The organism is Cohnella hashimotonis (assembly GCF_030014955.1).
In the GTDB taxonomy this organism is placed as follows: domain Bacteria; phylum Bacillota; class Bacilli; order Paenibacillales; family Paenibacillaceae; genus Cohnella; species Cohnella hashimotonis.
On the sequence record NZ_JAGRPV010000001.1, the window covers coordinates 4,897,508 to 4,920,631 of the forward strand.

The window sequence follows — 23,124 nt, forward strand, 5'->3', positions numbered from 1 at the left end:
AACACAGTTTCCGCGGGATTCGGATCGTTGTTTTGGAGCATACCGACGTCGCTTAATCCTCAGGTAATAGCTGCCGTGGAGTCATTCGCTTTTCCATAGACGACTACCAAAACCGGATCATTAACAACACAAAGAGGCTCCATATAGAGCCTCTTTGTGTGCCGCGCCGCCAACCGACACATAGCTTCGCGCATCGGTCGGTTCGTGCGTTTATGGTCGAATCAAAGCATACAGCAGCTGCGTGGCCTCCGCGCGCGTGGCAGGCGCCTGCGGCGCGAAGCGGCCGCCGTCTCTGCCTTGCAGCAGGCCGAGTTCCGCCGCCTCGTTCACGGCTTCTGCCGCCCAGGACGAGATGTCGCCTGCGTCCGCGAACGAACGGACCGGGGCAGCGTCGGGCGTCTTCGGGGGCGTGCCGGACGAGGCGCTGCCCGCGCCTTGCCTAGCCTCCTGCCAAGCATAGGCGCGCATGAGCATGACGGCGATCTCCTCCCGCGAGATCGGCGCGTTGGGAGCGAACGCGGCTGCGTCTCTTCCCGTCGCAAGCCCCTGCTTCGCGGCTGCGGCCACGTAGCCCGCGTACCAGGACGCCGGGTCGACGTCCGCGAACCCGTCTTGCGCCTTCTGCTGCGGCACGAGGCCCAATCCGCGGACCAGAAGCACAGCGAATTCGGCGCGCGTGACCGACGCGCCGGGGTTAAAGGCACCGTTGCCCGTACCTTCAACGTACAACTTGGCCGCCATCTCCCGGATGACGCCAGCCGCCCAGTGATCGGCCGGCACGTCGCCGAACGTGCGGTCCAGCGCCAGCACGGCATAAACGCCGGGACCCGTGATCCCTGCCGTTACGCTGCCGCTTGCGAGCTTGCCTGGAACGTAGGCCGGCTTACCCGTCTCGTTCAAGCGATAGATGCCTCCCCTTGCAAAGTCGAAGCCCTCATCCGTCCGCAGCGTCAGTACGATCGGCGTGCCGAATTCGGACACCGTCTCGGCCGTTCCGCCAGCTGGCTTGACGGTCAGCTTGATCACGTAGATTCCGCCCTTCAAGGCAGCCTGCGCATTCGCAGCTGCGCCTGCCTGCTCCGCCAAACCGGCAGCCTGCGTGCTCTCGACCGGCGCCAGGCCGAGGGCGATCTCGCCGCCGTCCCGCTGTGCGGCCGGCAGACGATCAAGCAGCCGCTTCAGAACATCCGCCGGCAGCTCCAGCGAGAGCGCGCCCGCACGGACGGTCAGTCCCCGCTCGGCGAGCGAGGCGGCAAGCTTGCCGGACATGACAAGCTCCCGCACATCGTTTTTCAGCTCGACGGACGGGGCGCCTTGCGTCCCGCTCTGCCGGAGCATCTCTTCGGTCAGCACCGCCTTGCCGTCCTTCGCCGCCCCGGACGCTCCTGTATCGCTCGCCCCATTGCCAGGCTGATTGCCCGGCTGGCCGACCGGGCCGGCCGGCGCCGTCAACTGCAGCAGCCTGGACGCGGCTGGCGCCAGCGTCAACTGCAGCGTGCCGGTCGCCTCGGACGCTTCGCCCGTCCACAGATCCTTCGCCGCATACGTCAGCGAGGCGTCAAGGCCGGCGCGGCCGAGATCGATCGTTTTGTCCGCCGCGACGCTCGCGCTGTAGTTGAACACGGCCAGATAAAAATCGGCGCCGTCCTTCAAGACAAAAGCATCGGCCGCGTTCGCGCCCGTGTTGCCCTCGAGCGGCCGGAACGCCTTCCCTTTCAGCGCCAGGGCGATGACATCGCGGTTGCCGTACAGCGCCTCCATGTAGCCTTTCGCCTTCGGATCGTTCACATCGTCCGAGTCCAGCAGCACCGTGCCCGAGATGACGCCCGAATTGACCCGGCTGCGGGCCTCCTCCAGACTGTCCGCGCGCGACAGCGCCAGATGGTCGGGGTCCGTGTAACCGTAGATCGTGCCGTTTTGCCAGAAGCCGTACGTGAGCGAATTCAGCTCGTACTCGGTCTCGTTGATTTTCCCGTACGTGTCGCAGGAGATTCGTCTGGCGTGCGCGTACTGGCTCGGGAAGATCGGCGCGATCGATTCGCTGATGAACATTTTGCCGTCCAGCACCCGGTTCATGTAAGCCATGCCCTGGTTATAGGCTTGAATGCCGGTCGTGACGGCGGGATCGTAATGCTGTCCCTCAAGCGAACCGTGCGTGAGGAAGTCGAGCTTGATGTACGTGAAGCCGAGCGCCTTGAACTTGTTCAGGTAGTAGTCCATGCGCAGCCTGGCGCCGGGATGCGTCACGTCGAGCGGATACGCACCGTCCAGCGTCGGCAGCGGCTGCCCGTCTGCGCCCTTCAGCACGATGTCACCGTACGTGTACCGCCCGTCCGTGCCATCGACCGGCTGGCTCATATTGTTGCCCCAGTAGACGAAGGGGGCCCAGTAGATGCCGGCGTGCTGGCCGTTCGACTTGATCTTTGCCACCGCTTGGGCGAGCTGCTCGTCGTTCAGATTATCCCAATAAGAATCCATGTTGATATATACGTTGCCGTCGTTGTTGAATGCGGTCAGCGTGTTTTTAAAGTAGTCCGAGACGTCCAGCACGTTTTGCAAAGAAAGCGAGCTGCCGTAGGCGCCCCAGCTGTTCCAGCCGACGGGCACGCCGTCAGGCAGGTCCGGGCCGAGCTCAAGCTTCGGCGCGACGACCGCGTTCGCGTCGCCGTAAGCCGTCAGCCCGTCCCGGTAGTCCGCGTACGCGCCGACCATGACGGTCGGCGACGAGAGCTCGCTGCCCGCGATGCTGCCGTGCGGCTGCGAGTCGCGGGTCGCCGGCGTGGCCGCGCCGCCGTATACCGTCAACGCGTTCAACCGATCGGACGCCCCCGTCCAATCGATGCCCGTCTTCCAGACGTCGTGCGTCACGGAGCCGAGCACGAGCCCGGCGCGCGTCGAAGCGTTATAGATCGCCGTTGCCTCGTAGCTTGTGTCGGACCGGTTCATCGGCTGCGACTTGTAGCGGACCCAGGCGTCGTTGTCGAACGGTACGGTCAGTACGCGATTGTCGGCGCTGACGCCGATATCGACGCCGTTCTTGCGCTTCAGGGCGATCGGCGCCATGTAGTTCGACGTCAACGCCGCATCGCCCGCCGCGTCCAGGCGGGCGAGGAAGAAGGCTTTATTTTCATAAACTTTATAAATTTGCTTAAGCGTCGGTTTGCCCGGTGACGTATGCACGAAGGCGATCTCGACGCCCTTGCCGAACCCGTCCTCGATCGGCGTCGGCGCGCCTGCGATCTCGTGATGCGCATATGCCTTCGTCTCCAGCAGCTCGTCGCCAAGCTTGATCGCGCCGTACGCGCCCGACATCCGCTGCCCGAGCTTCCAGTCGTAGCCCGCATAGCCGGTCTTGTCGTTCAGGCTGACGTCGTAAGCGCCGTTTGAGATCATCAGCCCGTACGTATACTGCGTCACGGAGATCGCGCCATAATCGGTCGTCGCGCCCGCATCGCCGAGCGTGCCAAGCTCCTCGTCCGGCTTGTCCGTCCCCGAAGCCTTGGCGGGCTCGACAACGATCCGGTCAATGTCCGGCGCATACCAGTCGCCGTCCGAGATGGCGATCGTGTTGTCCCCTTCCTGAAGAGACAGCGTCACGTCGACAGTGCCGACCGTATCCCAGTCGGGCGTCTTCGGCGGCTCGATATACTGGTCGGCGCCGTTGTTCGCGCGGATGTAGAAGCCGCGCGGATCGCCCGAGATATAAGAGACAACGACCTTGTAGTCACTCGTCATCGGCGCCGAGATTCCTGAGAAGACGATCGAGCTGCCCTGGTACAGTCCCCCCACCTTTTTGCCGCCCGAGGCGGCAGGGCTGTCCGAGACGCTCGCATTGCCGCTCAGCGTGTTGGCCTCGTCCTCCGCCTCATAGCCGACCGTAAAGGGAATGACCTCGATCCGGTCGATGTCGGGCGAATACCAGTCGTGATCGGAGAGAACGATCTCGTTGGCCCCCTTGCGCAGCTCCACCGAAGCGTCGTAAGTTCCGACCGTATTCCAGTCGGCCGTCTTCGGCAAATCCAGCAAGCTGTCCGCGCCGTCGTTGACTTTCATGTACACCGGGCGTTGATCGCCGGAGATGTAATAGAGCCGAATGAGGTAGATTCCGGCCGCAGGCGCGTTTACGTCCTTGAACGTCAGCGAGCTGCCCTGATACAGGTCGCCTACCTTCTTGCCGCCCGAGCTGACCGGACTGTCCGAGACGGATGCGTGTCCCGCCAGCGCGTTGCCCGGCGCTTCCGCTTCGAAGGTCGTGCCGGTCAGTTCCTTTTGCCAGTCGTTATCCGGCTCCTCGGCACCGGGCCCCTGATCCTCGACCCGCTCGCCGACGACGATCCGGTCGATATCCGGCGCGTACCAGTTGTTGTCGTCGATCAGAATCGCGTTAACGCCGGCCTTCAGGGCGAGCGTCAGCTCATAGCTGCCCACGGTGTCCCAATCCGCCGTTTTGGGTGGATCTTCATATTGCTTGCCGCCGCCGTTCGCGCTAATGTTAAATGACCGCTGATCGCCGGAGACATAATCCACGGTGATCTTGTACGTGCCGTCGGCATCGACGGCGACGCCATTGAAGCGGATGGAGCTGCCCTGGTACAATCCGCCTACCTTCTTGCCGCCGGAGGCCGCTTCGCTATCGGCAACCGCCGCGTTGCCGGCCAGCGTATTCGCCGGCGACTCGGCCTCGTAAACGTTCGCCGCGTCGGCCAGCGCGCGGGGCGCGAAGCCGCCGCTGCCGCCCGCCGCGAGACAGACCAGCAGAAGCAGCAGACATCCTTTTTTCCACACGCGTTTCAACATCAGTTTCCCCCTCCGTCATTCCATAATGAAAAGCGTCAACGCGGTCCGCGTTTCACTCATTATAGGAACGAGGCGAAGCCGGATTCTATAACCCGATTTACGGAAACGCAACGCTAATTAACGCATTTGCTCCGCCGGGCATTGTTGAATCGGAGCATACCTTTTAAAATAAAACCTGCATCGGGAGTCTGAATGCGGAGGCGCCGGACATGTATCGAATCTTGCTGGTAGACGACGAAAAGCTGGAACTGGAAGCGATTGCACAATATGTCCGCTGGGAGGACATGGGCATCGCCGTGGCGGATACGGCCAAGAACGGCCGGGAAGCGCTTCAGAAGATGAGCCTGTGCAAGCCGGACATCATTTTGACGGACGTTCGGATGCCCGTCATGGACGGGCTCGAATTCGCGCGTAAAGCCAAGCAGCTGGACAAACACGTCAAGATCGTGTTCCTGAGCGGACACGACGAATTTCAATATATCAAAGCCGCGCTCTCCGTCGAGGCGGTCGGCTATCTGCTCAAGCCGGTCGATCACGAGGAGCTGGCAGCCGTTATGCAGCGGGTCATTCGCAAATGCGAGGAAGACAAGCAGCTGCTCGGCTCCGCCGAAGGGCTGAAGGAGCGGCTCGTCCGCTCGCTGGCGTTCGAGACGGATTTGGACAGCCGCAGGGAGTGGGTTCGGAAAATCGAAAGGCTGCCCCGCCCGCTGCCGCTGTCCGGACACTACAAAGTCGCATACGCAAGCATCCGGACGAGCTCGCCGGGCGCCAGGTCCGCCGAGCTGTTCGCGGACGTTCAGCGCTCCCTCGAGCGGCGGGGCGAGCATCATTACGCCTGGTACCTGGACGAGGAGCGGTTCTGCGCGATTTACTATACGCAGCCGGCAGCGGAGTCCGACGTGCCTGACGAGGCGGAGTCGTTCTGGCGGGCGCTGAGCGGCGAGTTTCAAGTCCGGGGCGCCGCCCTCTCCGTCGGACTTTCCGCAGAAGGCCGGCTCCTCGTCGACCTGCACGACCGCTTCGAGGAAGCCAGGTTTGCCCACGGGTCGCGTTTTTACGATGGGTGCTCTGCCGTGCATGCGTATGCCCCCTTTAAATCTCCGGCGGCACCGACGGTCGATCCGGCCGCCGCAGCCGCTGGCATCGGTTTGGCGATCTCCCATGCGCGGCTTGACGATATCGACCGGCAGGTCGCCGGCTTCCTGGCGCCGTATGCGGCGAACCGGACGCCCAGGGAAACGATCGTCTCCGATACGGCGCATTTGCTGTCGGATCTCGAGCGGCAGTATGCGCCACTGCTGGAGGCGATCGAAGGCGCCCGCGAACGGCAGGAAGCGAATTGGAAATTAATGATGGAGCCGGATTCGCTGGCAGAACTGCGCGCCCATCTCTGCGCCTGGTGCCGGGCAATCGCCGGCATGATCGAAGCGCGAGAGCAGGACAAGCACCTGCCGATCGTGCAGCGCGTTATGGAAACGATCGATGCGCGTTACAGCCAACCGCTTACCGTCGAACAGCTGGCTGCGGAGGTTTACCTTTCCCCCAACTACATTCGTACATTGTTCAAGGAGAAATCCGGGGAGACGATACTGGAGTATTTGACAAAAGTAAGGATCAGGCGCGCGGCCGAGCTGCTAAAGGACAGATCGCTGAGAGTGCACGAGATCTCCAAGGCGGTCGGCTACGAGAACGTATCGTATTTTTGCGCGCTGTTCCAGAAGCACCGAGGCGTGACCCCTAACGATTACCGCAAAAAACTGCTATAGGAAAGGATCCTCATGCGCAGATTCCTGAGCCATAACTTGACGTCCCCGTTTCTGAATCTGAGCATGCGGGGCAAGCTGTTCTCGCTGTTCCTGCTCGTCGCCTTCGTTCCGCTGCTGTCGTTCGTCTTCTATTCCTACCATACGGTCAAAAACCAGCTGATCCGGCAGACGTTCGCAAGCGCCGCGCTCATGACGTCCCAGATCAACAGCAATCTGCAGAACAAGCTGGACAATTACAACAAAATATCCGCGTCCCTCTACCTGGACGAGACGCTGCAGGATTATCTGGTCAAGTCGTACCGGGACAACGCCGACTTCCTCGACGCCTACCGCTATATCGACAACGTCATGAACAACGTGCTCACGACCAATCCGGAAGTGTTCGGCATCGCGATTTACACGACCAACGCCTCCATGCACATCGACGATACGTTCATCAAACCGCTGACCGACGTCATCGAACGGAAGCCCTGGTTCCACAAGGTGCAAAACACGTACGGCAACGTCATCTTCACCATTACGCCCGCGCAGCCTGCCGACCCGCCGCGCAAGGCGACGCCGCCGATGTTCACGCTCGTCCGTTATTTGAACTACAACAGCCTGAACTTTCCCTACGGGATTCTGGCGATCGACATCCAGGAATCCGAGCTTTACGCGCTGATCGATAAGGAGGACAAGGACAAAGACATCTATATTGTCGACGAGCAGGGCACGATCGTGTCCGGCAAGGACAAAACCCGTTTAAATGCCAATATCGGGGAATGGCTTGCGCTGCCGCAGCAGACGGAAGGCTCGGGCAAGTTCGAGACCGAATACGAAGGCGAAAAAGTGCTTGTCGTCTATAACGCGATTCGCAACGGCTGGAAAACGGTCTCGATTATCCCATACAGCGGCTTCATGGAGGCAGCGAACCGCTCGACGCATCGTCTGCTTTTTATCGCATCCGTCTGCCTGCTGCTCTGCATGGTGCTGATCTATGCGGTCGCCCGGCTCTCGACCAAGCGGATCGAGGCGCTGCTCAAAAATATCCGTCGATTGGAGCGGGAGGATTTCGAGCTCGTTTCGATGAAAATGGGGCATGACGAGATCGGACAGATGTCTTTCGCGCTCGACAAGATGGCCGCGCGCTTTAAAAACCTGATCAACGAGGTTTATAAAAAGGAAATCTCCAAGCAGGAGGCGGAGCTCGGCATGCTGCAGGCGCAGATTAATCCTCATTTCCTGTACAACACGCTGGCTTCGATATCCGCGCTCGCCATGAAAAACGACGACCGGCGAACGCAGGACATGGTCTCCCATCTGGCCAAATTTTACCGCATATCGTTGAACAAAGGAAAGAACATCGTCTCGCTGAACGAGGAGCTGAAGCTGACCCACAATTATATCGCGATCCAGCAGATTCGCTATCAGGACTTGATCCATATTCATTATCGGATCGAGGACGAGGTACGCAGCTATCCGACCGTGAAGCTGACGCTGCAGCCCTTTATCGAGAACAGCATTCGCCACGGAATATGGGACGACGACTACGGCATCGGCATCGTTATCAAGGCATATCGGAGAGATGAAGACATTTACCTCGAAGTCATCGACGACGGCATGGGCATGCCCCGGGACAGGCTAGGCGGCGGCGCCTCGCTGCAGGAACTCGGATACGGCATTTCCAACGTCGATCAGCGAATCAAGCTTGCGTTCGGCGCGGATTACGGCGTCTCGATGTACAGCCGTCCCGGCATCGGCACGCATGTCGTAGTTCGGCTGCCGTCCGGCGGCGTCTCATGACTCATCGTTTAAGCAGCCCTCCTCCTCAGCTCATTTGACCGGCTTGCCGATCTCCATCCCCGTGCTCTCCAGACTGACCCGCACTTGAATGCGATAGTCGATTCGGGCGAACCGCTGCGGCCAATCCCCGGACATGGCCGCCCAGCGCGCAGGCGCAAAACGGCGCAGCCAATCTCCGGTGCCCAGCAGATCCGCCTGCTTGTCCTTCAGATGGTCGATCGTTTCAGACATCCGCTCCTTCACGTAAGCGGCGAGTCTGGCGTTAAACCGATCGACCTCCTGCTGGGTTTCGACTTTGGAGCAGGTCAGCTCTCCGATCGCGCCCTTCAGCGACGTCCGGATCTCCAGGCTGACCGAATCGCCGCTCAACACGGGGCGAATGCGCGTCTCGGAAGCGGTCGCGTGGTATGCGTCGATGCCGGAGCCGCGTTGGGGACACGGAAGCTCGAGCACGCCGCTCTTGAACCGGTTGTTCAGGATGGATAAATAAATCGAATCGGACGACGGCAGCGTTCCGATCATCCTTCCTTCCGGGAAACGGATGACGGCCAGACCGGCGATGCCGATGACGGGCGGCTTGTCCGGCTGCAGCACGGCGTAGGGCAAGGCTGCAGCCTTGGATTGCATCATCGACCTTATCGTCAGCTCCAGTAGCGTGAAGTCTCTTGTTTTGGCCGTATACTTCGAAGCGTTCGCCTCGGTGCTTCTGAGCTGCTGCGCAATCGTACGCTCGATGAGCGGACGCTGCGCCAGGAACGCGCCGGCCTCTCCCTTGGTGATCAGCATCGAGACCGTGCCTCTTGGCCCCTCTCCCCGGGAAAAAAAGTCGGTGAACCGTCTGATGTTCATCGCAGCGGCCGCCCTCTCCCCGATTAGAAGCACCTGCATATGGCTCCACTGCGGACGGCGTCCCAGCTCGATCGCGATGTCCTCGGAGGCGCCGAACAGGGAGCTTGAGATCGTATCCGTGTTCACATAAGACTGACCGCCCTTGGTTGCAGTCCCCAGTTCTTCGCCGCCGGAAGGTTTGTAAATCTGGGTCGTCATCCGGATTGCGCCGTTCTCCGTCAGATCGATCGCAGCTGCCTGCACGAACCCCCAATCGGTCAGCTCATGACCGCTCCAGCAGCCGCCCGTCCACAGCGGCAGACTGAGAACGGCCGCCCAGCATAGCAGCCGTTTCATCGCTTCCCCTCCTTGCCAGGCGCGCCGGCGTGCAATCTCCGGTTGCGCGGCGAGCGCATCATCGCTTTGAGCGGCGCGCGAACGAACACATCTCTAAGATCCCTGAGCCGCAGCGGCGCGAGCGAAGACAAGTAAGGCTGGCCCAAAGTTTGTAGACAGCAGAGATGCAGCAGGATCAGGATAAAGCCGAGCATGAGCCCGTAACCGCCCATAAAGCTGGCGGCGAGAATAAGCGGGAAACGGAGCAGCCGGATCGCGATGGCCATCTCGTAATGCGGAATCGCGAACGAAGCGATGCCCGTCAGCGCGACGACGATGACCATGATCGGCGAGGCGATCTTGGCCATGATGGCCGCCTGGCCGATGACGAGCGCCCCGACGATGCTGACCGCGGAGCCGACGGGCCTTGGCAGCCGGATGCCCGCTTCGCGCAGCAGCTCGAACGACGTTTCCATAATAAGAGCCTCGACGATCGCCGGGAACGGAATTCCCTCGCGCGCATCCAGAATGGCGAGCAGCAAAATATTGGGGATCAGCTCCGGGTGAAAGGTGGACATGGCAACATAAGCGCTTGGCAGCGTGAGCGCGATCGCAAAGGCCAGCAGGCGGAGCATCCGCACCGTCGACGCGTACACCGTACGTACGTAGTAATCTTCGCTCGTGGTGAAAAAATCGACGAAAAACGCCGGACAGATGAGGATCATCGGCGAATTGTCGGTCAGTACGAGTATTTTCCCGTCCAGCAGCGAAGCCGCCGCCGTATCGGTACGCTCCGTGTAACGGTGCTGGGGAAAAGGCGACCAGTCGGAATCCTGAATCGCATCCTCTACAAACGACGTATCCAGCACTTCGTACGGCGCAATCCTGCCGATCCGCCCGCGAAATTCGGCCAGCATCTCCGCATCGGCCGTGTCGTCCAAATAGGCAAACGCGATATCCGTGCGCAATACCGTGCCGGCCGTGAGATACTCGATTTTCAGGCGGGACGTGCCGATACGCTGGCGCAGCATGCCCAGATTGACGTGCAAGGTCTCCACCGTGCCTTCGCGCGGCCCTTGAACCGAAGGCTCGCTGACCGGCTCTGTCACCTGCCGCTTGGTCAAGCCGGCGCTTTTGAAGCCGGCCGCACGCGTCCAGCCTTCGGCGATCAGAAATAAATATCCCTGCCAAACCTTATCCTCGATTTCCTTCCAGTCTTGGAACAGCTCGGCCTGGTGGCGCGCGCCCGCTTCCCGCAGCCGGGATTCGCCATCTTGGGCGTCCGCGGCGCCGCCGGTCAGCTCCCGCAGGAGCGGTTCCGCCAGGAGCGTCCGTATGCGCCTGCTCTCCTGCTCGTCCATGAGCGAAGCGCAATAGACGACGAGCGCGACCGCGTCTTCCGCCGGCCCGTCGCCGAGCGGGATGATGCATACGTCCTGGCAGCGGTCGAACAAGGCGCCGGCCATCGCCCGATTTGCGCGCAGGTCCGCCGCCAGCGCCGTATCGGATCCTTTCGTCGCCATCGCGCTGCGCCTCCTTTCCGTTCTCCGGCTCCGTTTCCATTTTCGTTTCCGTTCCGTTTTTCGGCTAAGTCCGGTTTCGATCCCCGCGTATCGCGGTCATCCCCGCATGAAGCGCAATAAATGCGCCTCCCACCGTCAGTACCGCGAACGGCCAAACGACGTAAACCTGCGAGAAAAAGTCCGCGGGACTGTCGAAGAGCGTCAGCGAAATGAACAGGCACGTAAGCGCGATCGGATAGACGGCAGCCCGATCGTCCTTGAACGGCAGCCAGCCTTTGACGATCAGATTCGTCATATACAGGTAGACCGTCGCCTTCATGTATGACCCCAGAATAAGGGCGATCCCTACGATCGATTCGGTACGCTCCATCATGTCGCCGATATGGATCTCGCTGGCCAGCTTGAACAGCGAATAAATGAACACGTCGGATGCAGGACCGAAAGCCATCCCCGAACACACGACGGCCATGATCAGCAGAACGGAGGCGAGCGCATATCCCTTGTACAGTTTGCCTCTCCAGGGCGCGGCGCCCGGCGCGGTGGGCACGAGGTGAATCAGCAGCGCGTACAGGAAGACCTCGCCGAACGGGAAGCCCGCCGTCAATATAAAACCGTGAAGTAAGGGCCTGGCCATTTCGTGCCGCCAGATCGGCAGCAGCATGCCCGATCGATAAAGCGGCATCGCGAGGACAAGGACGGCCGATATGAATGCGACCATGATCGTCAGCAGCAGCACGAACATGCGGGCGGTAACTTTCATGCCTGCCCGTACCGTCAAAGCGGCCGCGAACAGACTCGTGGCGTTGAAGATATAAGCCGGTGTCTCCTTCATCATTACGCCGCTGAAAAAGTCGCCGATGCCCGATACGATCGCGGATACCGCGAACAGAAGCATCAGCAGCACGGCAAAAAACATCGCGCCGGACAGGGGCCTGCCAAACAGCGCGACGCTGTACTCCATGATGCTGCGTCCCCCGTGAGCGCGGTTCAGGTACAGTACGGCGGCGAGCAGGACCGCGCCGAAGCCGGCGGCAAGCAAGGCAGCCATCCAGGCGTACTGCCCCGAATACTGAGCCAGAGGATGGGGAATGAAGACGATCGAGGAGCCCAGCGTCGTGGCGGTGATCAGAACGGACATTTGGCCTGCCGTGATTTGTTCCTTGCGCTTCCTCATCCCGCCTCGCCGCTTGACAGGTACCGGTCGATCGCCGCCGCCGGCGGCTTCAGCAGGATGCTCATCAGGTCCGGCAGACTGGGCCAACCGGCATGGATGACATAGATCGCGTCCTGGTATAAGACGGGCAGCAAGAGAAGCGCGTATGCCGCCAGCTCCTTGCCGCGCATTTTTCTGACCGAGGCGCCTTGCGCGACGGCGAGCGCAGCAAATAACGCCACGCTGAATCCGAGCCGTTCCATCACCCTACGGTCGCCTCCCCGGTTTCCGCTCGTTGGTTTTCTTTCCTAATGTTTGAACGACGGCGTCTTTTTATTCGTGCGTGCGGATATAAAAAGCCCTCGAGCGATCGCCGAAAGCGGCGTTTGCTTGAGGGCTGCTGTATGATTAGAGATTAAACGCGGCGCAAACGCCATATGGCGCTTTGGAAGTCGCCATGCAGCTGCGGAACCGGCAGACCGGCATACATCAGCTGATCGCCGCCGAACCGCTCGCCGGTGCCGACGACTTCATAGTCGGCATTCGGATCGAGTCCGGAGAGGCGCAGCCAGTCGATCGGCGCGTTCGGCTGGGCGAGCACGCGGAAGAATGCGACGAACGCTTCGGACTTGTCGGCGGAGACGACCGTCCATGCCGTATCGTTGCCCTCGAACGGGCTCTTCAGGCGATACAGGTCGCCGAACTGGACGAGCTCGCGCAGCTCCTTGTAGGCCGCGACCTGCGCTTTCACTTCTTCTTTTTCCTCCGGCGAGAACTTGGTCAGGTCCAGCTCGTAGCCGAAGTTGCCGGACATGGCCACGTCCCCGCGCATCTTGAGCGAAGCGACCCGGTGCACCTGATGATTCGGAACGGCCGATACGTGCGCGCCCATCGAGCTGATCGGATACACAAGGCTGGTCCCGTACTGGATCTTGAGCCGGCATACGGCGTCCGAGTTGTCGCTCGTCCACGTTTGCGGCATGTAATGGAGCATGCCCGGGTCGAAACGTCCGCCGCCGCCTGAGCAGCTCTCGAACAGAATGTGCGGGAACCTCGAAGTGATCGTCTCGAGCACGCGGTACAGGCCGAGCATATAACGATGCGCCGTCTCGCGTTGGCGCTCGGGCGGCAGCAGCGCGGAGCCGATCTCCGTCATGTTCCGGTTCATGTCCCATTTGACGTAGGCGATCGGCGCCGATGCCAGCACGCCGCCCACCGTATCGATGATGTAATCGCATACGTCGTCGCGCGACAGATCGAGAATCAGTTGACGGCGCCCCTGCGTCCTTCTCCGTCCTTCGACGTGCAGACACCAGTCGGGGTGCGCGCGGTACAGGTCGCTGTCCGGCGAGATCATCTCGGGCTCGAACCAGAGACCGAACTGGAGACCGTGCTCGTTTACTCTTTTCGCCAGATCCTCCAGTCCTTGCGGCAGCTTCTTGAGGTCGACCTTCCAATCGCCGAGCGAGGTCGTGTCGTCGTTGCGATAGCCGAACCAGCCGTCGTCGAGCACGAACAGCTCGATGCCGAGCCTTGCTCCCTCTTCCGCGATCGCCGCGATCTTGTCCGCATTGAAGTCGAAATAGGTGGCTTCCCAGTTGTTGACCAGCACGGGACGCGTACGGTCGCGGAACTCGCCGCGGGAAAGGCGACTGCGATACAATCGGTGATAGGTGCGGCTCATGCCGCCGAGCCCTTCGTTCGAATAGACGAGCACGGCTTCGGGCGCCTGGAACGATTGGCCCGGCTCGAGCAGCCATTCGAAGTCGAACGGATTGATGCCGATCGATACGCGCGTCGTACGGAACTGGTCGACCTCGGCGGAGGCTGCGAAGCTGCCGCTGTAGACGAGGCTAAATCCGTAGGCGTCTCCCTGCTCTTCTCCCGCATTCGGCGACACCAGCGCGACGAACGGGTTGTGCTGGTGAGAGCTCGAACCGCGACGGCTCTCGATGCCCTGCTGCCCTTGGACGAGCGCTCTTCGCGAGAGGTTGCGCTCGTTCGCCCAGGCGCCATTCAGATGCACCAGCTCGTAGGCGTCGTTGTTAAAATCGACGCTGGCGCTCAGCGCGCGGCGAATGCGGGCCGGGTTGGCGCTCTCGTTGACGTAGCGGACCGAGCGCGCGATCGCATCGGAATCGCGGAACGTCGTGTAGCTCAGTACGGCAGTCAGACCGGAATGCGAATCGTGCAGCGACAGCTCCAGCGTTTCCGCTTCATCGTCGGTCTCCGCATAGGTGGCGGGCAGGCCCTCGAGCTTCGGCTTGCCCGCGACGATGCGATGATCGCGATAGACAAGCTCCGCGACCGTCGTGCCGTCGGCCAGGCCGAACTGATAAGCCGGGCTGCGAAAATCGCCGGAGCCGTAGCCCGGATATTCCTGGAGGAGCGCGTCGAGCGACAGCGACGGCTTGTCGGGATTCGGCGTCGGGCTGAAGCTGGCACGTTCGCGCAGCGTCAGGCTGCCCGGCCACGAGGCGTTTCTAACCTTTGGTCCCCAGTAAACGTGTGCGGGGTACAGGCCTTCGACAATCGTAATTATGTAACTTGTGTTCGGCGTCTGCAGATGAAAAGTCTGACGCTCCCGGTCGAATAAAATAGCCATGTCGGCCTCCTCAAGTACCAGTCTATCCAGATAGCATACCGGAATCGAATGTGCGGATACATGGAATAAAGACGTCTTAATATGTTTTTATGTGACTTGCGGGCGACAGGTGGAAAAGATTGTTAGCATTGCGGACGCAGAGCGCTTTTCACAGGCTCCCGCTTCTCCTATAATGAAAGAATCGGATTGAACCCTGGGAGGGAAATCAATATGCCAACGATCGCATTTATCGGACTCGGCACGATGGGTCTGCCTATGGCTGCGAACCTGCTTCGCAAGTCCTATCAAGTCATCGTTTACAACCGCACGCCGGGCAAAGCCGAGCAACTGCTTGAGCTCGGAGCGGAGGAAGCCGCTACGCCGCTTGCTGCTGCGCGCGGCGCAGACGTTGTCGTGACGATGATCAGCAACGACGCAGCGGTAGAAGAAGTTTATTACGGAACCGAGGGTGTGTTCGCGGGATTGAAGCCCAACACCGTGCTGATCGACAGCAGCACCGTATCCCCCGACCTCGCGCGCCGTCTTGCCCGGGATGCCGCGGACGCCTTTTGCGATTTCCTCGACGCGCCGGTGACGGGCAGCAAGCCTGCGGCCATTGACGGTACGCTATTATTCATGGCAGGCGGCGACGCGCAGGTCGTAGAGGCACAGAAGCAGCTGCTGCTTGCCATGGGACGCGAGGTACTGTATATGGGACCGAGCGGCAGCGGAGCTGCTGCCAAGCTCGCCCACAATACGATCGTCGGCATCAACGCCGCGGGCCTCGTCGAAGGCATGGCTATCGCGTCCAAAGCCGGCATCGACGCCTCCTCTTTCCTGCGGGTCGTGCAGGGCGGCGGCGCTGCGAGCAAGCAGGCCGATCTCAAGGGCGCCAAGATCATCGACCATGACTTCAGCGTGCAGTTCTCGCTGGCGCTGATGCTCAAGGACCTCAAGCTGTCCTCCGTGCTGACCGACGGCCTCGGCGTGCCGACGCCGATGCTCGAAGCGTCCAAAAGCCTGTTCCAGGCAGGGGCCGCGGCGGGCTATGGCGAGGAGGATCTAGCCGCGCTGGCCAAGCTGTACGAGCAATGGATCGGCGGACGTATCGGAAGGGACAAACGCGCCGACGAGGAAGTGTCGGCAGCAGCCGTCGCCGAGGAATCCGATACCGATTCGGATCGCCGCAAGAAGAAGCGCGTCGCGCTGAACATCCCGCTCATGATCTCTATCTATCAATGGGAGCAAGCCGGCTCGTTCGCCGGACAGAGCGTCGACGCCGTGCTGAGCGACGTATCCGAGGACGGCTTGCAGGTGGCTGCCTCCATCCCGCTCGAGAAGGACATGTTCGTCGTCATCCACTTCCAGCAGGAGACCAGCCTGCCGCCGATGACGGCCCGCATCATCCGCATCGAGCGCAAGGATGGGCTGTTCCATTACGGCTGTCTGCTATCGGGACTTGCCCTGTACCAGCGCCTGCAGCTTAAGGAGTACATCGAATCGCACGGCTGATGCCAGCCGGTCAGCAAACCGTCAGGGAAGATCGCGGATCGCCCCGACGGTCCTTTCAGGTTTGGCGGACATCTAAAACCGGATTCGTATGGAAAGCCTGGCGTTGGCACATCCGAAAGCTCACTCTGACAGCCGCGCCCCGATGGGTTGAGCCGTTTGCCGACGCATCAGACAGCCGCTCCGCTGGGTTGGGCCGTTTGCCGACGCATCCGGCAGCCGCGCCCCGATGGGCTGGGCCGTTTGCCGACGCATCAGACAGCCGCTCCGCGTTGGGTCAATCGTTGCCAGTGTTGTTGTTGCTTCGCAGTAATGCCTGCAAATACACATCTATTTCCGCTGAAGTTGCCCCTTTCAGACGGAAGAGATGCAAAAATGCATCTATTTTCCTGCATCAGCTAGAATTCCCGCTTTATCTTTGAATTTACCTGCGCATCTGCAGGTATTTCATTAAAGTGTCGCTGGTCGGTAGAAAATAAATGTACACATGCAGTTAATTCGACCTTCCATACATCCGACAGCATCGGCATTCCCTTAAGCGCGTCTACTTGTCTGCGAATCGCCGCCAATTTATCGCAAAAAGCCTTCGCGCGCATATAGCGCCGAAGGCTTATTTCATGCTTGAAGCATATCGGTAATTAGGCGTCCAGGTAAGAGCAGACGTAGTCAGCGACTTGCGTTACCTTTAACTTGAACTTGGCGTTCGCGGGTACCGTGAACTCGCCGGTGCCGGAGATCGAGATCCATTCTTCGCTGCCCGGCAGTTGAACGGTCAGTTCGCCGGCCAAAATCTCCATGACTTCCTTTTGGTCCGTACCGAACTCGTATTCGCCCGGCAGCATGATGCCCAGCGTCTTGCGGGTGCCGTCCGCGAACTTCACCGTACGGCTCGTTACCTTGCCGTCGAAATAGATGTTAGCTTGCTTTACGACGCTGACTTGATCGAATTGGGACATAGAAATAAGGGCCTCCTAAAAGTGGGTTTGGTTGATTGCGGCGAAAAGGTGAAACAAGGCCTGCATCCGGAGCTCAAGCACCTTCTTGCTTTGCCTGTGCGACGCGCTGAAGCGTCTTTTCCGTAAAAAACCGGCCCCCGTTGGAGGGGGCCGGCTCCGCATTCGGAGCGCGCTTCGGGTAGCCGGACACTCAATCGTCAGACCGACGCTTGCACCTTGGCCTTCAGTTAGATCAGCTTGCGGAACTGCTCGACGACGTTCTCGACCGTAAAGCCGTATTCCTTGATGACGCGGTCCCCCGGCGCCGATGCGCCGAAGGTGGAGATGCCGAGCACGGCGCCGCCGTCTCCGACATAACGCTCCCATCCGAACGGCGAAGCCATCTCGATCGCCAGGCGCGCCTTGACGTTCTTAGGCAGCACGCTCTCGCGATATTCCGCAGTCTGGGCTTCGAACAGATCCCAGCTCGGCAGGCTGACGACGCGAACGTGAATACCTTGCTCTGCCAGCGCCTTTTGGGAGGCCACGGCGAGCTGGACTTCCGAGCCCGTTGCGATCAGGATGCCTTGCGCTTCGCCAGCCGCTTCGGACAGCACGTAGCCGCCCTTTTTGATGCCTTCGCGAGCCTGTTCGGCCGTGCCTTCGAGAATCGGCAGGTTCTGGCGAGTCAGGACGAGCGCGACAGGGTTGCCCGTGTTCTCGAGCGCATAGGCCCAAGCCGCGGAGGTCTCGTTGCCGTCCGCTGGACGCAGCACGGTTAGACCCGGGATGACGCGAATCGATGCAAGCTGCTCGATCGGCTCGTGCGTCGGTCCATCTTCGCCGACGGCGATGGAGTCGTGCGTCAGGACGTACACAACCGGCTGGCCCATGATCGACGCCAGGCGGACGGCCGGACGCAGATAATCGGTGAAGACGAAGAAGGTGCCGCCGTACACGCGCAGGCCGCCGTGCAGCGAGATGCCGTTCATCGCGGCCGCCATGCCGAATTCGCGAACGCCGAAGTAAATGTTGCGGCCGCTGTAGTCCTTCGCGGTGTATACCGGCAGGCCCTTCAGATGCGTCATCGTGGAGCTTTCCAGGTCGGCGGAGCCGCCGACGAGGTTCGGCACGTTTTTCGCAAGGCCGTTCAGGGCATTGCCCGAAGCGACGCGCGTCGAGAGCGGCTTGTCCTCCGTCGTGTACTTCGGCAGATCGGCGTCCCAGCCCTGCGGCAGCTTGCGCGCGAGCGCGTCCTCAAACTGCCGAGCCAGCTCCGGATGAGCGGACTTGTACTTGCCGAACAGCTCTTCCCAAGCGGCATAGGCTTGCTCGCCGCGGCTCTTGACTTCGGCGAAGTTCGCGCGCACTTCTTCGGGCACGAAAAATTCGGGGTGCTCCCAATTGTAGAACGCCTTCGTCAGCTTCGCTTCTTCGGTGCCGAGCGGCGAACCGTGCGGGCCAGCGTGGCCGCCCTTGCCGCCCTTGTTCGGCGAGCCGTAACCAATCACGGTTTTTACTTCGATCAGCGTCGGCTTGCTCGTTTCGGCTTGAGCTTCGGCGATCGCCTTGGCCAGCGCGGCCAGATCGTTGCCGTCCTCTACCCGCAGCACCTGCCAGCCGTAACCGTCGAAGCGCTTGGCCACGGATTCGGAGAAGGACAGGGAAAGCTCGCCGTCCAGCGAGATATCGTTCGAATCGTACAGGACGACCAGCTTGCCGAGCTGCAGGTGGCCGGCGAGCGAAGCCGATTCGGAGGAGATGCCTTCGGACAGGTCGCCGTCGCCGCAAACCGAATACGTGAAGTGGTTAATCAGTTCAAAGCCGTCGCGGTTATATGTAGCGGACAATTGCGCCTCCGCCATCGCCATGCCGACAGCCATCGCGATCCCTTGGCCGAGCGGTCCGGTCGTCGCATCGACGCCGGCCGTGTGGCCGAATTCGGGATGCCCCGGCGTCTTGGAGCCCCATTGGCGGAAGTTCTTGAGCTCTTCGATCGGCAGATCGTAGCCGGAGAGGTGCAGCAGCGCGTACAGCAGCATCGAACCGTGGCCCGCGGACAAGACGAAACGGTCGCGGTCGATCCAGCTTGGCTGGGAAGGATTGTGCTTCATCGTCTTCGCGAACAGCTGGTAGCCCATCGGCGCTGCGCCCATCGGCATGCCGGGGTGTCCGGACTTCGCCTTTTCGATCGCGTCGATCGCGAGCGTGCGGATCGTCGTAACGGAGAGCTGATCGATCGTATTTGCGTTTGTTGTCATTTAGGTAACGACCTCCTCTATCTGCATTACGTAAATATCATGCGTTAACTCGTTAAATCGCCGCAGTTCGGCCTTGCCTATTGTAACATGGGGGTTGCCCGTTTTGCCACAGTACTTGTACGGACAAGTCGAAGGCTTCTTTTAAAGGTTTCCTTCATACGTAAGTCCGCATCTCGCGAGACGCGGACTTCGGATTATCGTTTTCCACGCCTGCCGACTTTATCCCTCAGTGCGCCAAGATAAAATCTCTCTCCGAGTCTTTAGATGAAGGCAACCGTCTTGTTCTGGTACACGACCAGTCGATCCTCGATGTGCCATTTCACCGCTCTGGCCAGCACAATCCGCTCGATGTGACGGCCCATGCGCTTCAGCTCGTCCACGTTGTTGCGGTGGCTGACGCGCTGTACGTCCTGCTCGATAATCGGCCCTGCGTCCAGCTCGGCGGTCACGTAATGCGCCGTCGCGCCGATCAGCTTGACTCCGCGGTCGTAAGCCTGATGGTACGGCTTGCCGCCGACGAACGCCGGCAGGAAGGAATGATGGATATTGATGATGCGGTTGGTAAAATGCTCGATGAACTTCGGCGTAATAATTTGCATATATCTGGCAAGAATAACCAAATCGACCTTGCCTGCGGTCAGCTCCAGCTGACGGCGTTCGGCTTCGGCTTTGGTCTCGGGCGTTACCGGAATGTGGTGAAAAGGAATGCCGAACGATTCGACGAGTCCCCGCATGTCGTCGTGGTTGCTGACGACCATGCTGATCTCGGCGTCCAGATCCCCCGCCTGCCATTGCCAGAGCAGCTCGAGCAGGCAGTGATCCTCGCGGGAGACGAAAATGGCGAGGCGTTTGCGCCGGACCGCGCGGTACACGCTCCAGCGCATCTCGAACCGGTCGGCGATTCTCGCGAAGTCCTCCTGCAGCGAAGGCAGGTTCTGCTCGAGGCCGCCCAGGTCGAAGGCGATCCGCATGAAAAACATGCCACTTGCGGGATCGGTCGTATACTGGTCCGATTGGAGGATGTTGGCCCCCTTCTCGTAAAGGAATTGCGAGACGGCGGCGACGATTCCCGGCCGGTCGGGACAGGAGATCAGCATGCGTGCGCGATTCGCGTTTTCCTCGCGGCCCTTGCTGTCCTGGTGTTGGTAAACGTTCTGGGTCATGACGGATTCCTCAGCCTCTCTATCGATTGCTTCGTTTCCTTACTTTGTCTCGGCTTTGTCTCGCCTGCGTCGCCTTATACCTTAGCGAGCCATTCGCGGCCGGCGAGATAGGCCGTCAGCCGCTGATTCACGGCTTCCTCGCTGTAGTCGCCGGACAGCACGCGATGCTCCATCGCGAGATCGTAAAGACGCTCCAGCGGTTCGCGCGGATCCGCCTTGCGCGCTTTGGCGTCGGACTTCAGGAGCTCCCAGGTGCTCAGCACAAAGGCGCGGTGATCGATATCCTGCTTGCCGAAGAAGTGATGCAGACGCTCGACGTCCTCGAGGAACTCCCCGCCGAAGCGAAGGTCGACGTCTCCTCGCAGCAGCGCGATCTCGGCCTCGTACATCGGACGCTCCTTGCCGGCGTTTTTGCCGATCCAGGGCGTCTCGAGAATAAAGGGCTTGCCGGCCAACGAAGGATGGCTGACGACGTTGTTGATCGCCTCGTAGCCGATCCAGCCGGAGCCGACCGGCGTATGGCGGTCTTTGCCCGCGCCTCGCGGGTTCTTGCTGTCGTTTAGGTGAACGACAGCGATGCGGTCCAGGCCGATGAGGCTGTCGAACGACTTCAGGACGCCGTCCAGATCGTCGACGATATCGTAGCCCGCGTCGTGAACGTGGCAAGTATCGAGACAAATCGTGATCCGGCCGTTGTCGCGGACGCGTTCGATGATGGCTGCGAGCTCTTCGAAGCTGCGGCCGATCTCGGTGCCTTTGCCGGCCATCGTCTCGAGCGCGATGTTCACGTTCGTATGCTTGGTCGCGTCCAGCACCTCGTTAAGTCCTTCCGCGATGCGGGCGATGCCGTATTCGGGATCCTTTTCCGTATAGGCGCCCGGATGAAGCACGATATTGTTCACGCCGATCGCGTCCGTCCGGCGAACTTCCTCCTGCAGGAAGTTGACGGCCAACTCGAACGTGTCTTCCTTATAAGAACCGAGGTTCACGATGTAGGGCGCATGGACGACGATCTCGCCGATCCCCGCGGCCGTCATCGCCTCTCTTCCCTCGGGAATGTACAAGCTCTCGATAGGCTTGCGCCTCGTATTCTGCGGCGCGCCCGTGTAAATCATGAACGAGCTGGAGCCGTAGGACTTGGCTTCGTCCGTCGCCGTCAGCAATCCCTTGTCCGAAAAAGACACGTGGGAACCGATCTTCAGCATGGCTTTACTCCTCTCCGTATGCGGCGCCCTGTGCTGCCCGGGCCCGTCCCTTCAAATCAAGATCTATTGTAGCGCGAACGTAGAAATAAATCTAGAAGACCGTACACGCAAAAGACGGTAAACGAGCCGGGCAGCAAGCCACCTTCAGCCGTAACTTCCGATCCGGAAGAGGCCATGTCCGACACTGCAAGAATAGAATGGCGGCTTTTCTCTTTGGCGGGACAGACGGATAGAAATACGATATAATTTGGGAAGCGAGGTGAATGCAAAAATGAAATCCAGTCCCGATTGGTTTATGTACTTTATCGCATTTTGGGGCGTCGTGCTGGTCGTTTTCATGAGCATCGGCGGCTTTTTCATGTTTCGCAAGTTTCTGAAGGTGCTGCCGAAGGCCGACGGCAAGTCCAAGCTCGACTGGCAGAACCACTGGGTCGAGCTTAGCCGTCCGCTTTGGACCGACGAATCGAAGGCTATGCTGGACAAGCTGGCCTCGCCCGTGCCCAACGCCTTCCGCGACATCGCCAAGCATTCGATCGCAGCGCAGATCGGTCAGCTCGCCGTCGAGAGCGGCGAAGGAAAAGTGACGGAGGAGCACTGCATTAAAGGCTATATTATGGCGACGCCCAAGCGCGATCACGCCTTTCTGATCAGCTTCTTGGACAGCAACGGCATTGATTATTCGCCGTATGCCCATCTGCTCGATTCGGAAAAAAACGAAACCTTTGGCACCTCCCGTCGTCTAACTTAAGGAGCGGCTCGTCCGGACAGGGCGGCCGCACGATCGTTCGGAGGTGGTCTTGGTATGTTCAATCAACTGAATCGGTACGGTAAAAACTCGGCCTGGGCCGTCGCCGTTCTGGCTATGCTGCTCATGGGCACGGCCTGCAGCAACGACAAGGACGGAAGCGACGCTTCCCCTTCGCCTAGCGTATCCGCTTCTGCGTCCCCCGCATCGTCGCCTGACGCCTCACCGTCCGCGCAGCCGGACGCCAGCGCATCCGCAGCGCCTAGCGCCTCGCCTTCCGCGGCTCCTACTGACGCGGTCGACGAGAAAGAATCGGCAGGCACGTACAACGGACAAATCGACAATCACTCGATCGAAGTCGAGAGCGCCGAGGGCATCCGCGCCTATCAGATCGACGACGAGATTTCGGACAAGCTGTCGAGCTGGGACGACGGCGTGAAGGTCAAATTCAAGTACAAGATCAAAGAGATCAAAGGCGACAGCGAGACGATCGAGCAATATGTCATCACCTCGATCGACAAGCAATAATTCATGTCA

General features: G+C 60.5%; 15 protein-coding genes and 1 pseudogene. 6 read left to right on the plus strand and 10 right to left on the minus strand.

Translation table 11 applies throughout. The annotated features are described in order from the left end of the window. Positions 1-210: 210 nt before the first annotated feature. Entirely contained in the window at positions 211-4,797 is a 4,587-nt protein-coding gene (locus tag KB449_RS19790; protein ID WP_282910006.1) for an S-layer homology domain-containing protein, read from the minus strand. Between the two features lie 209 nt (positions 4,798-5,006). Between KB449_RS19790 and KB449_RS19795 the strand changes: the two genes are divergently transcribed. Continuing rightward, a complete protein-coding gene (locus KB449_RS19795; RefSeq protein ID WP_282910007.1) occupies positions 5,007-6,563 on the plus strand; it encodes a response regulator in 1,557 nt (518 codons plus the stop codon). Between the two features lie 12 nt (positions 6,564-6,575). Next, the gene (locus tag KB449_RS19800) at positions 6,576-8,345 is read left to right on the plus strand and encodes a cache domain-containing sensor histidine kinase (protein ID WP_282910008.1); all 1,770 of its coding nucleotides are present in this window, start codon (positions 6,576-6,578) and stop codon (positions 8,343-8,345) included. A 30-nt stretch (positions 8,346-8,375) separates the two neighbouring features. Here the strand turns inward: KB449_RS19800 and KB449_RS19805 are convergent, their stop codons facing one another. The 5 genes from KB449_RS19805 to KB449_RS19825 form a co-directional block, all read right to left on the minus strand. Further along, the gene (locus tag KB449_RS19805; RefSeq protein WP_282910009.1) at positions 8,376-9,530 is read right to left on the minus strand and encodes a Ger(x)C family spore germination protein; all 1,155 of its coding nucleotides are present in this window, start codon (positions 9,528-9,530) and stop codon (positions 8,376-8,378) included. Continuing rightward, a complete protein-coding gene (locus tag KB449_RS19810; RefSeq protein WP_282910010.1) occupies positions 9,527-11,032 on the minus strand; it encodes a spore germination protein in 1,506 nt (501 codons plus the stop codon). Before KB449_RS19810 ends, KB449_RS19805 begins: the two co-directional genes overlap by 4 nt. Positions 11,033-11,096: 64 nt before the next feature. Further along, positions 11,097-12,206, minus strand: coding sequence for a GerAB/ArcD/ProY family transporter (locus KB449_RS19815; RefSeq protein ID WP_282910011.1), 1,110 nt, complete (start codon positions 12,204-12,206; stop codon positions 11,097-11,099). Continuing rightward, positions 12,203-12,451, minus strand: a complete 249-nt coding sequence (locus KB449_RS19820; protein ID WP_282910012.1) for a hypothetical protein — start codon at positions 12,449-12,451, stop codon at positions 12,203-12,205. Before KB449_RS19820 ends, KB449_RS19815 begins: the two co-directional genes overlap by 4 nt. A 149-nt stretch (positions 12,452-12,600) precedes the next feature. After that, positions 12,601-14,790, minus strand: a complete 2,190-nt coding sequence (locus KB449_RS19825) for an alpha-galactosidase (RefSeq protein ID WP_282910013.1) — start codon at positions 14,788-14,790, stop codon at positions 12,601-12,603. A gap of 210 nt (positions 14,791-15,000) precedes the next feature. On the opposite strand from KB449_RS19825, the pseudogene KB449_RS19830 reads away from it, so the two are divergent. Both KB449_RS19830 and KB449_RS19835 read left to right on the plus strand, forming a co-directional pair. Then, positions 15,001-15,882 (plus strand): annotated as a pseudogene (locus tag KB449_RS19830) (NAD(P)-dependent oxidoreductase); the annotation flags it as partial. A 24-nt stretch (positions 15,883-15,906) separates the two neighbouring features. Continuing rightward, positions 15,907-16,281, plus strand: coding sequence for a PilZ domain-containing protein (locus KB449_RS19835; protein WP_282912871.1), 375 nt, complete (start codon positions 15,907-15,909; stop codon positions 16,279-16,281). Positions 16,282-16,916: 635 nt separating this feature from the next. Here the strand turns inward: KB449_RS19835 and ppnP are convergent. The 4 genes from ppnP to KB449_RS19855 all read right to left on the minus strand — a co-directional run bounded on the left by ppnP (position 16,917) and on the right by KB449_RS19855 (position 21,842). Beyond that, positions 16,917-17,234 (minus strand): pyrimidine/purine nucleoside phosphorylase, encoded by a 318-nt coding sequence (ppnP, locus tag KB449_RS19840; RefSeq protein WP_090114161.1) that lies wholly within the window; start codon positions 17,232-17,234, stop codon positions 16,917-16,919. Between the two features lie 227 nt (positions 17,235-17,461). Then, on the minus strand, positions 17,462-19,474 hold the full coding sequence (tkt, locus tag KB449_RS19845) for a transketolase (protein WP_282910014.1): 2,013 nt from the start codon (positions 19,472-19,474) through the stop codon (positions 17,462-17,464). Positions 19,475-19,734: 260 nt separating this feature from the next. Continuing rightward, positions 19,735-20,637, minus strand: coding sequence for a formyltetrahydrofolate deformylase (purU, locus tag KB449_RS19850; protein ID WP_090114165.1), 903 nt, complete (start codon positions 20,635-20,637; stop codon positions 19,735-19,737). 74 nt (positions 20,638-20,711) lie between these two features. After that, a complete protein-coding gene (locus KB449_RS19855; protein ID WP_282910015.1) occupies positions 20,712-21,842 on the minus strand; it encodes a deoxyribonuclease IV in 1,131 nt (376 codons plus the stop codon). 271 nt (positions 21,843-22,113) lie between these two features. On the opposite strand from KB449_RS19855, the gene KB449_RS19860 reads away from it, so the two are divergent. Together KB449_RS19860 and KB449_RS19865 are read left to right on the plus strand one after the other, a co-directional pair. Beyond that, complete coding sequence (locus KB449_RS19860; RefSeq protein WP_282910016.1) at positions 22,114-22,590, plus strand: DUF2621 domain-containing protein; 477 nt, start codon at positions 22,114-22,116, stop codon at positions 22,588-22,590. 54 nt (positions 22,591-22,644) lie between these two features. After that, positions 22,645-23,115, plus strand: coding sequence for a hypothetical protein (locus KB449_RS19865; RefSeq protein WP_282910017.1), 471 nt, complete (start codon positions 22,645-22,647; stop codon positions 23,113-23,115). The last annotated feature ends 9 nt before the right edge of the window (positions 23,116-23,124 follow it).

Coding starts and splice junctions, on each gene's coding strand:
- KB449_RS19810 (WP_282910010.1), bottom strand. CDS start 11,032: ATGGCGACGAAAGGATCCGATACGGCGCTGGCGGCGGACCTGCGCGCA.
- KB449_RS19815 (WP_282910011.1), bottom strand. CDS start 12,206: ATGAGGAAGCGCAAGGAACAAATCACGGCAGGCCAAATGTCCGTTCTG.
- KB449_RS19860 (WP_282910016.1), top strand. CDS start 22,114: ATGAAATCCAGTCCCGATTGGTTTATGTACTTTATCGCATTTTGGGGC.
- KB449_RS19825 (WP_282910013.1), bottom strand. CDS start 14,790: ATGGCTATTTTATTCGACCGGGAGCGTCAGACTTTTCATCTGCAGACG.
- purU (WP_090114165.1), bottom strand. CDS start 20,637: ATGACCCAGAACGTTTACCAACACCAGGACAGCAAGGGCCGCGAGGAA.
- KB449_RS19790 (WP_282910006.1), bottom strand. CDS start 4,797: ATGTTGAAACGCGTGTGGAAAAAAGGATGTCTGCTGCTTCTGCTGGTC.
- KB449_RS19795 (WP_282910007.1), top strand. CDS start 5,007: ATGTATCGAATCTTGCTGGTAGACGACGAAAAGCTGGAACTGGAAGCG.
- tkt (WP_282910014.1), bottom strand. CDS start 19,474: ATGACAACAAACGCAAATACGATCGATCAGCTCTCCGTTACGACGATC.
- KB449_RS19805 (WP_282910009.1), bottom strand. CDS start 9,530: ATGAAACGGCTGCTATGCTGGGCGGCCGTTCTCAGTCTGCCGCTGTGG.
- KB449_RS19865 (WP_282910017.1), top strand. CDS start 22,645: ATGTTCAATCAACTGAATCGGTACGGTAAAAACTCGGCCTGGGCCGTC.
- KB449_RS19855 (WP_282910015.1), bottom strand. CDS start 21,842: ATGCTGAAGATCGGTTCCCACGTGTCTTTTTCGGACAAGGGATTGCTG.
- ppnP (WP_090114161.1), bottom strand. CDS start 17,234: ATGTCCCAATTCGATCAAGTCAGCGTCGTAAAGCAAGCTAACATCTAT.
- KB449_RS19800 (WP_282910008.1), top strand. CDS start 6,576: ATGCGCAGATTCCTGAGCCATAACTTGACGTCCCCGTTTCTGAATCTG.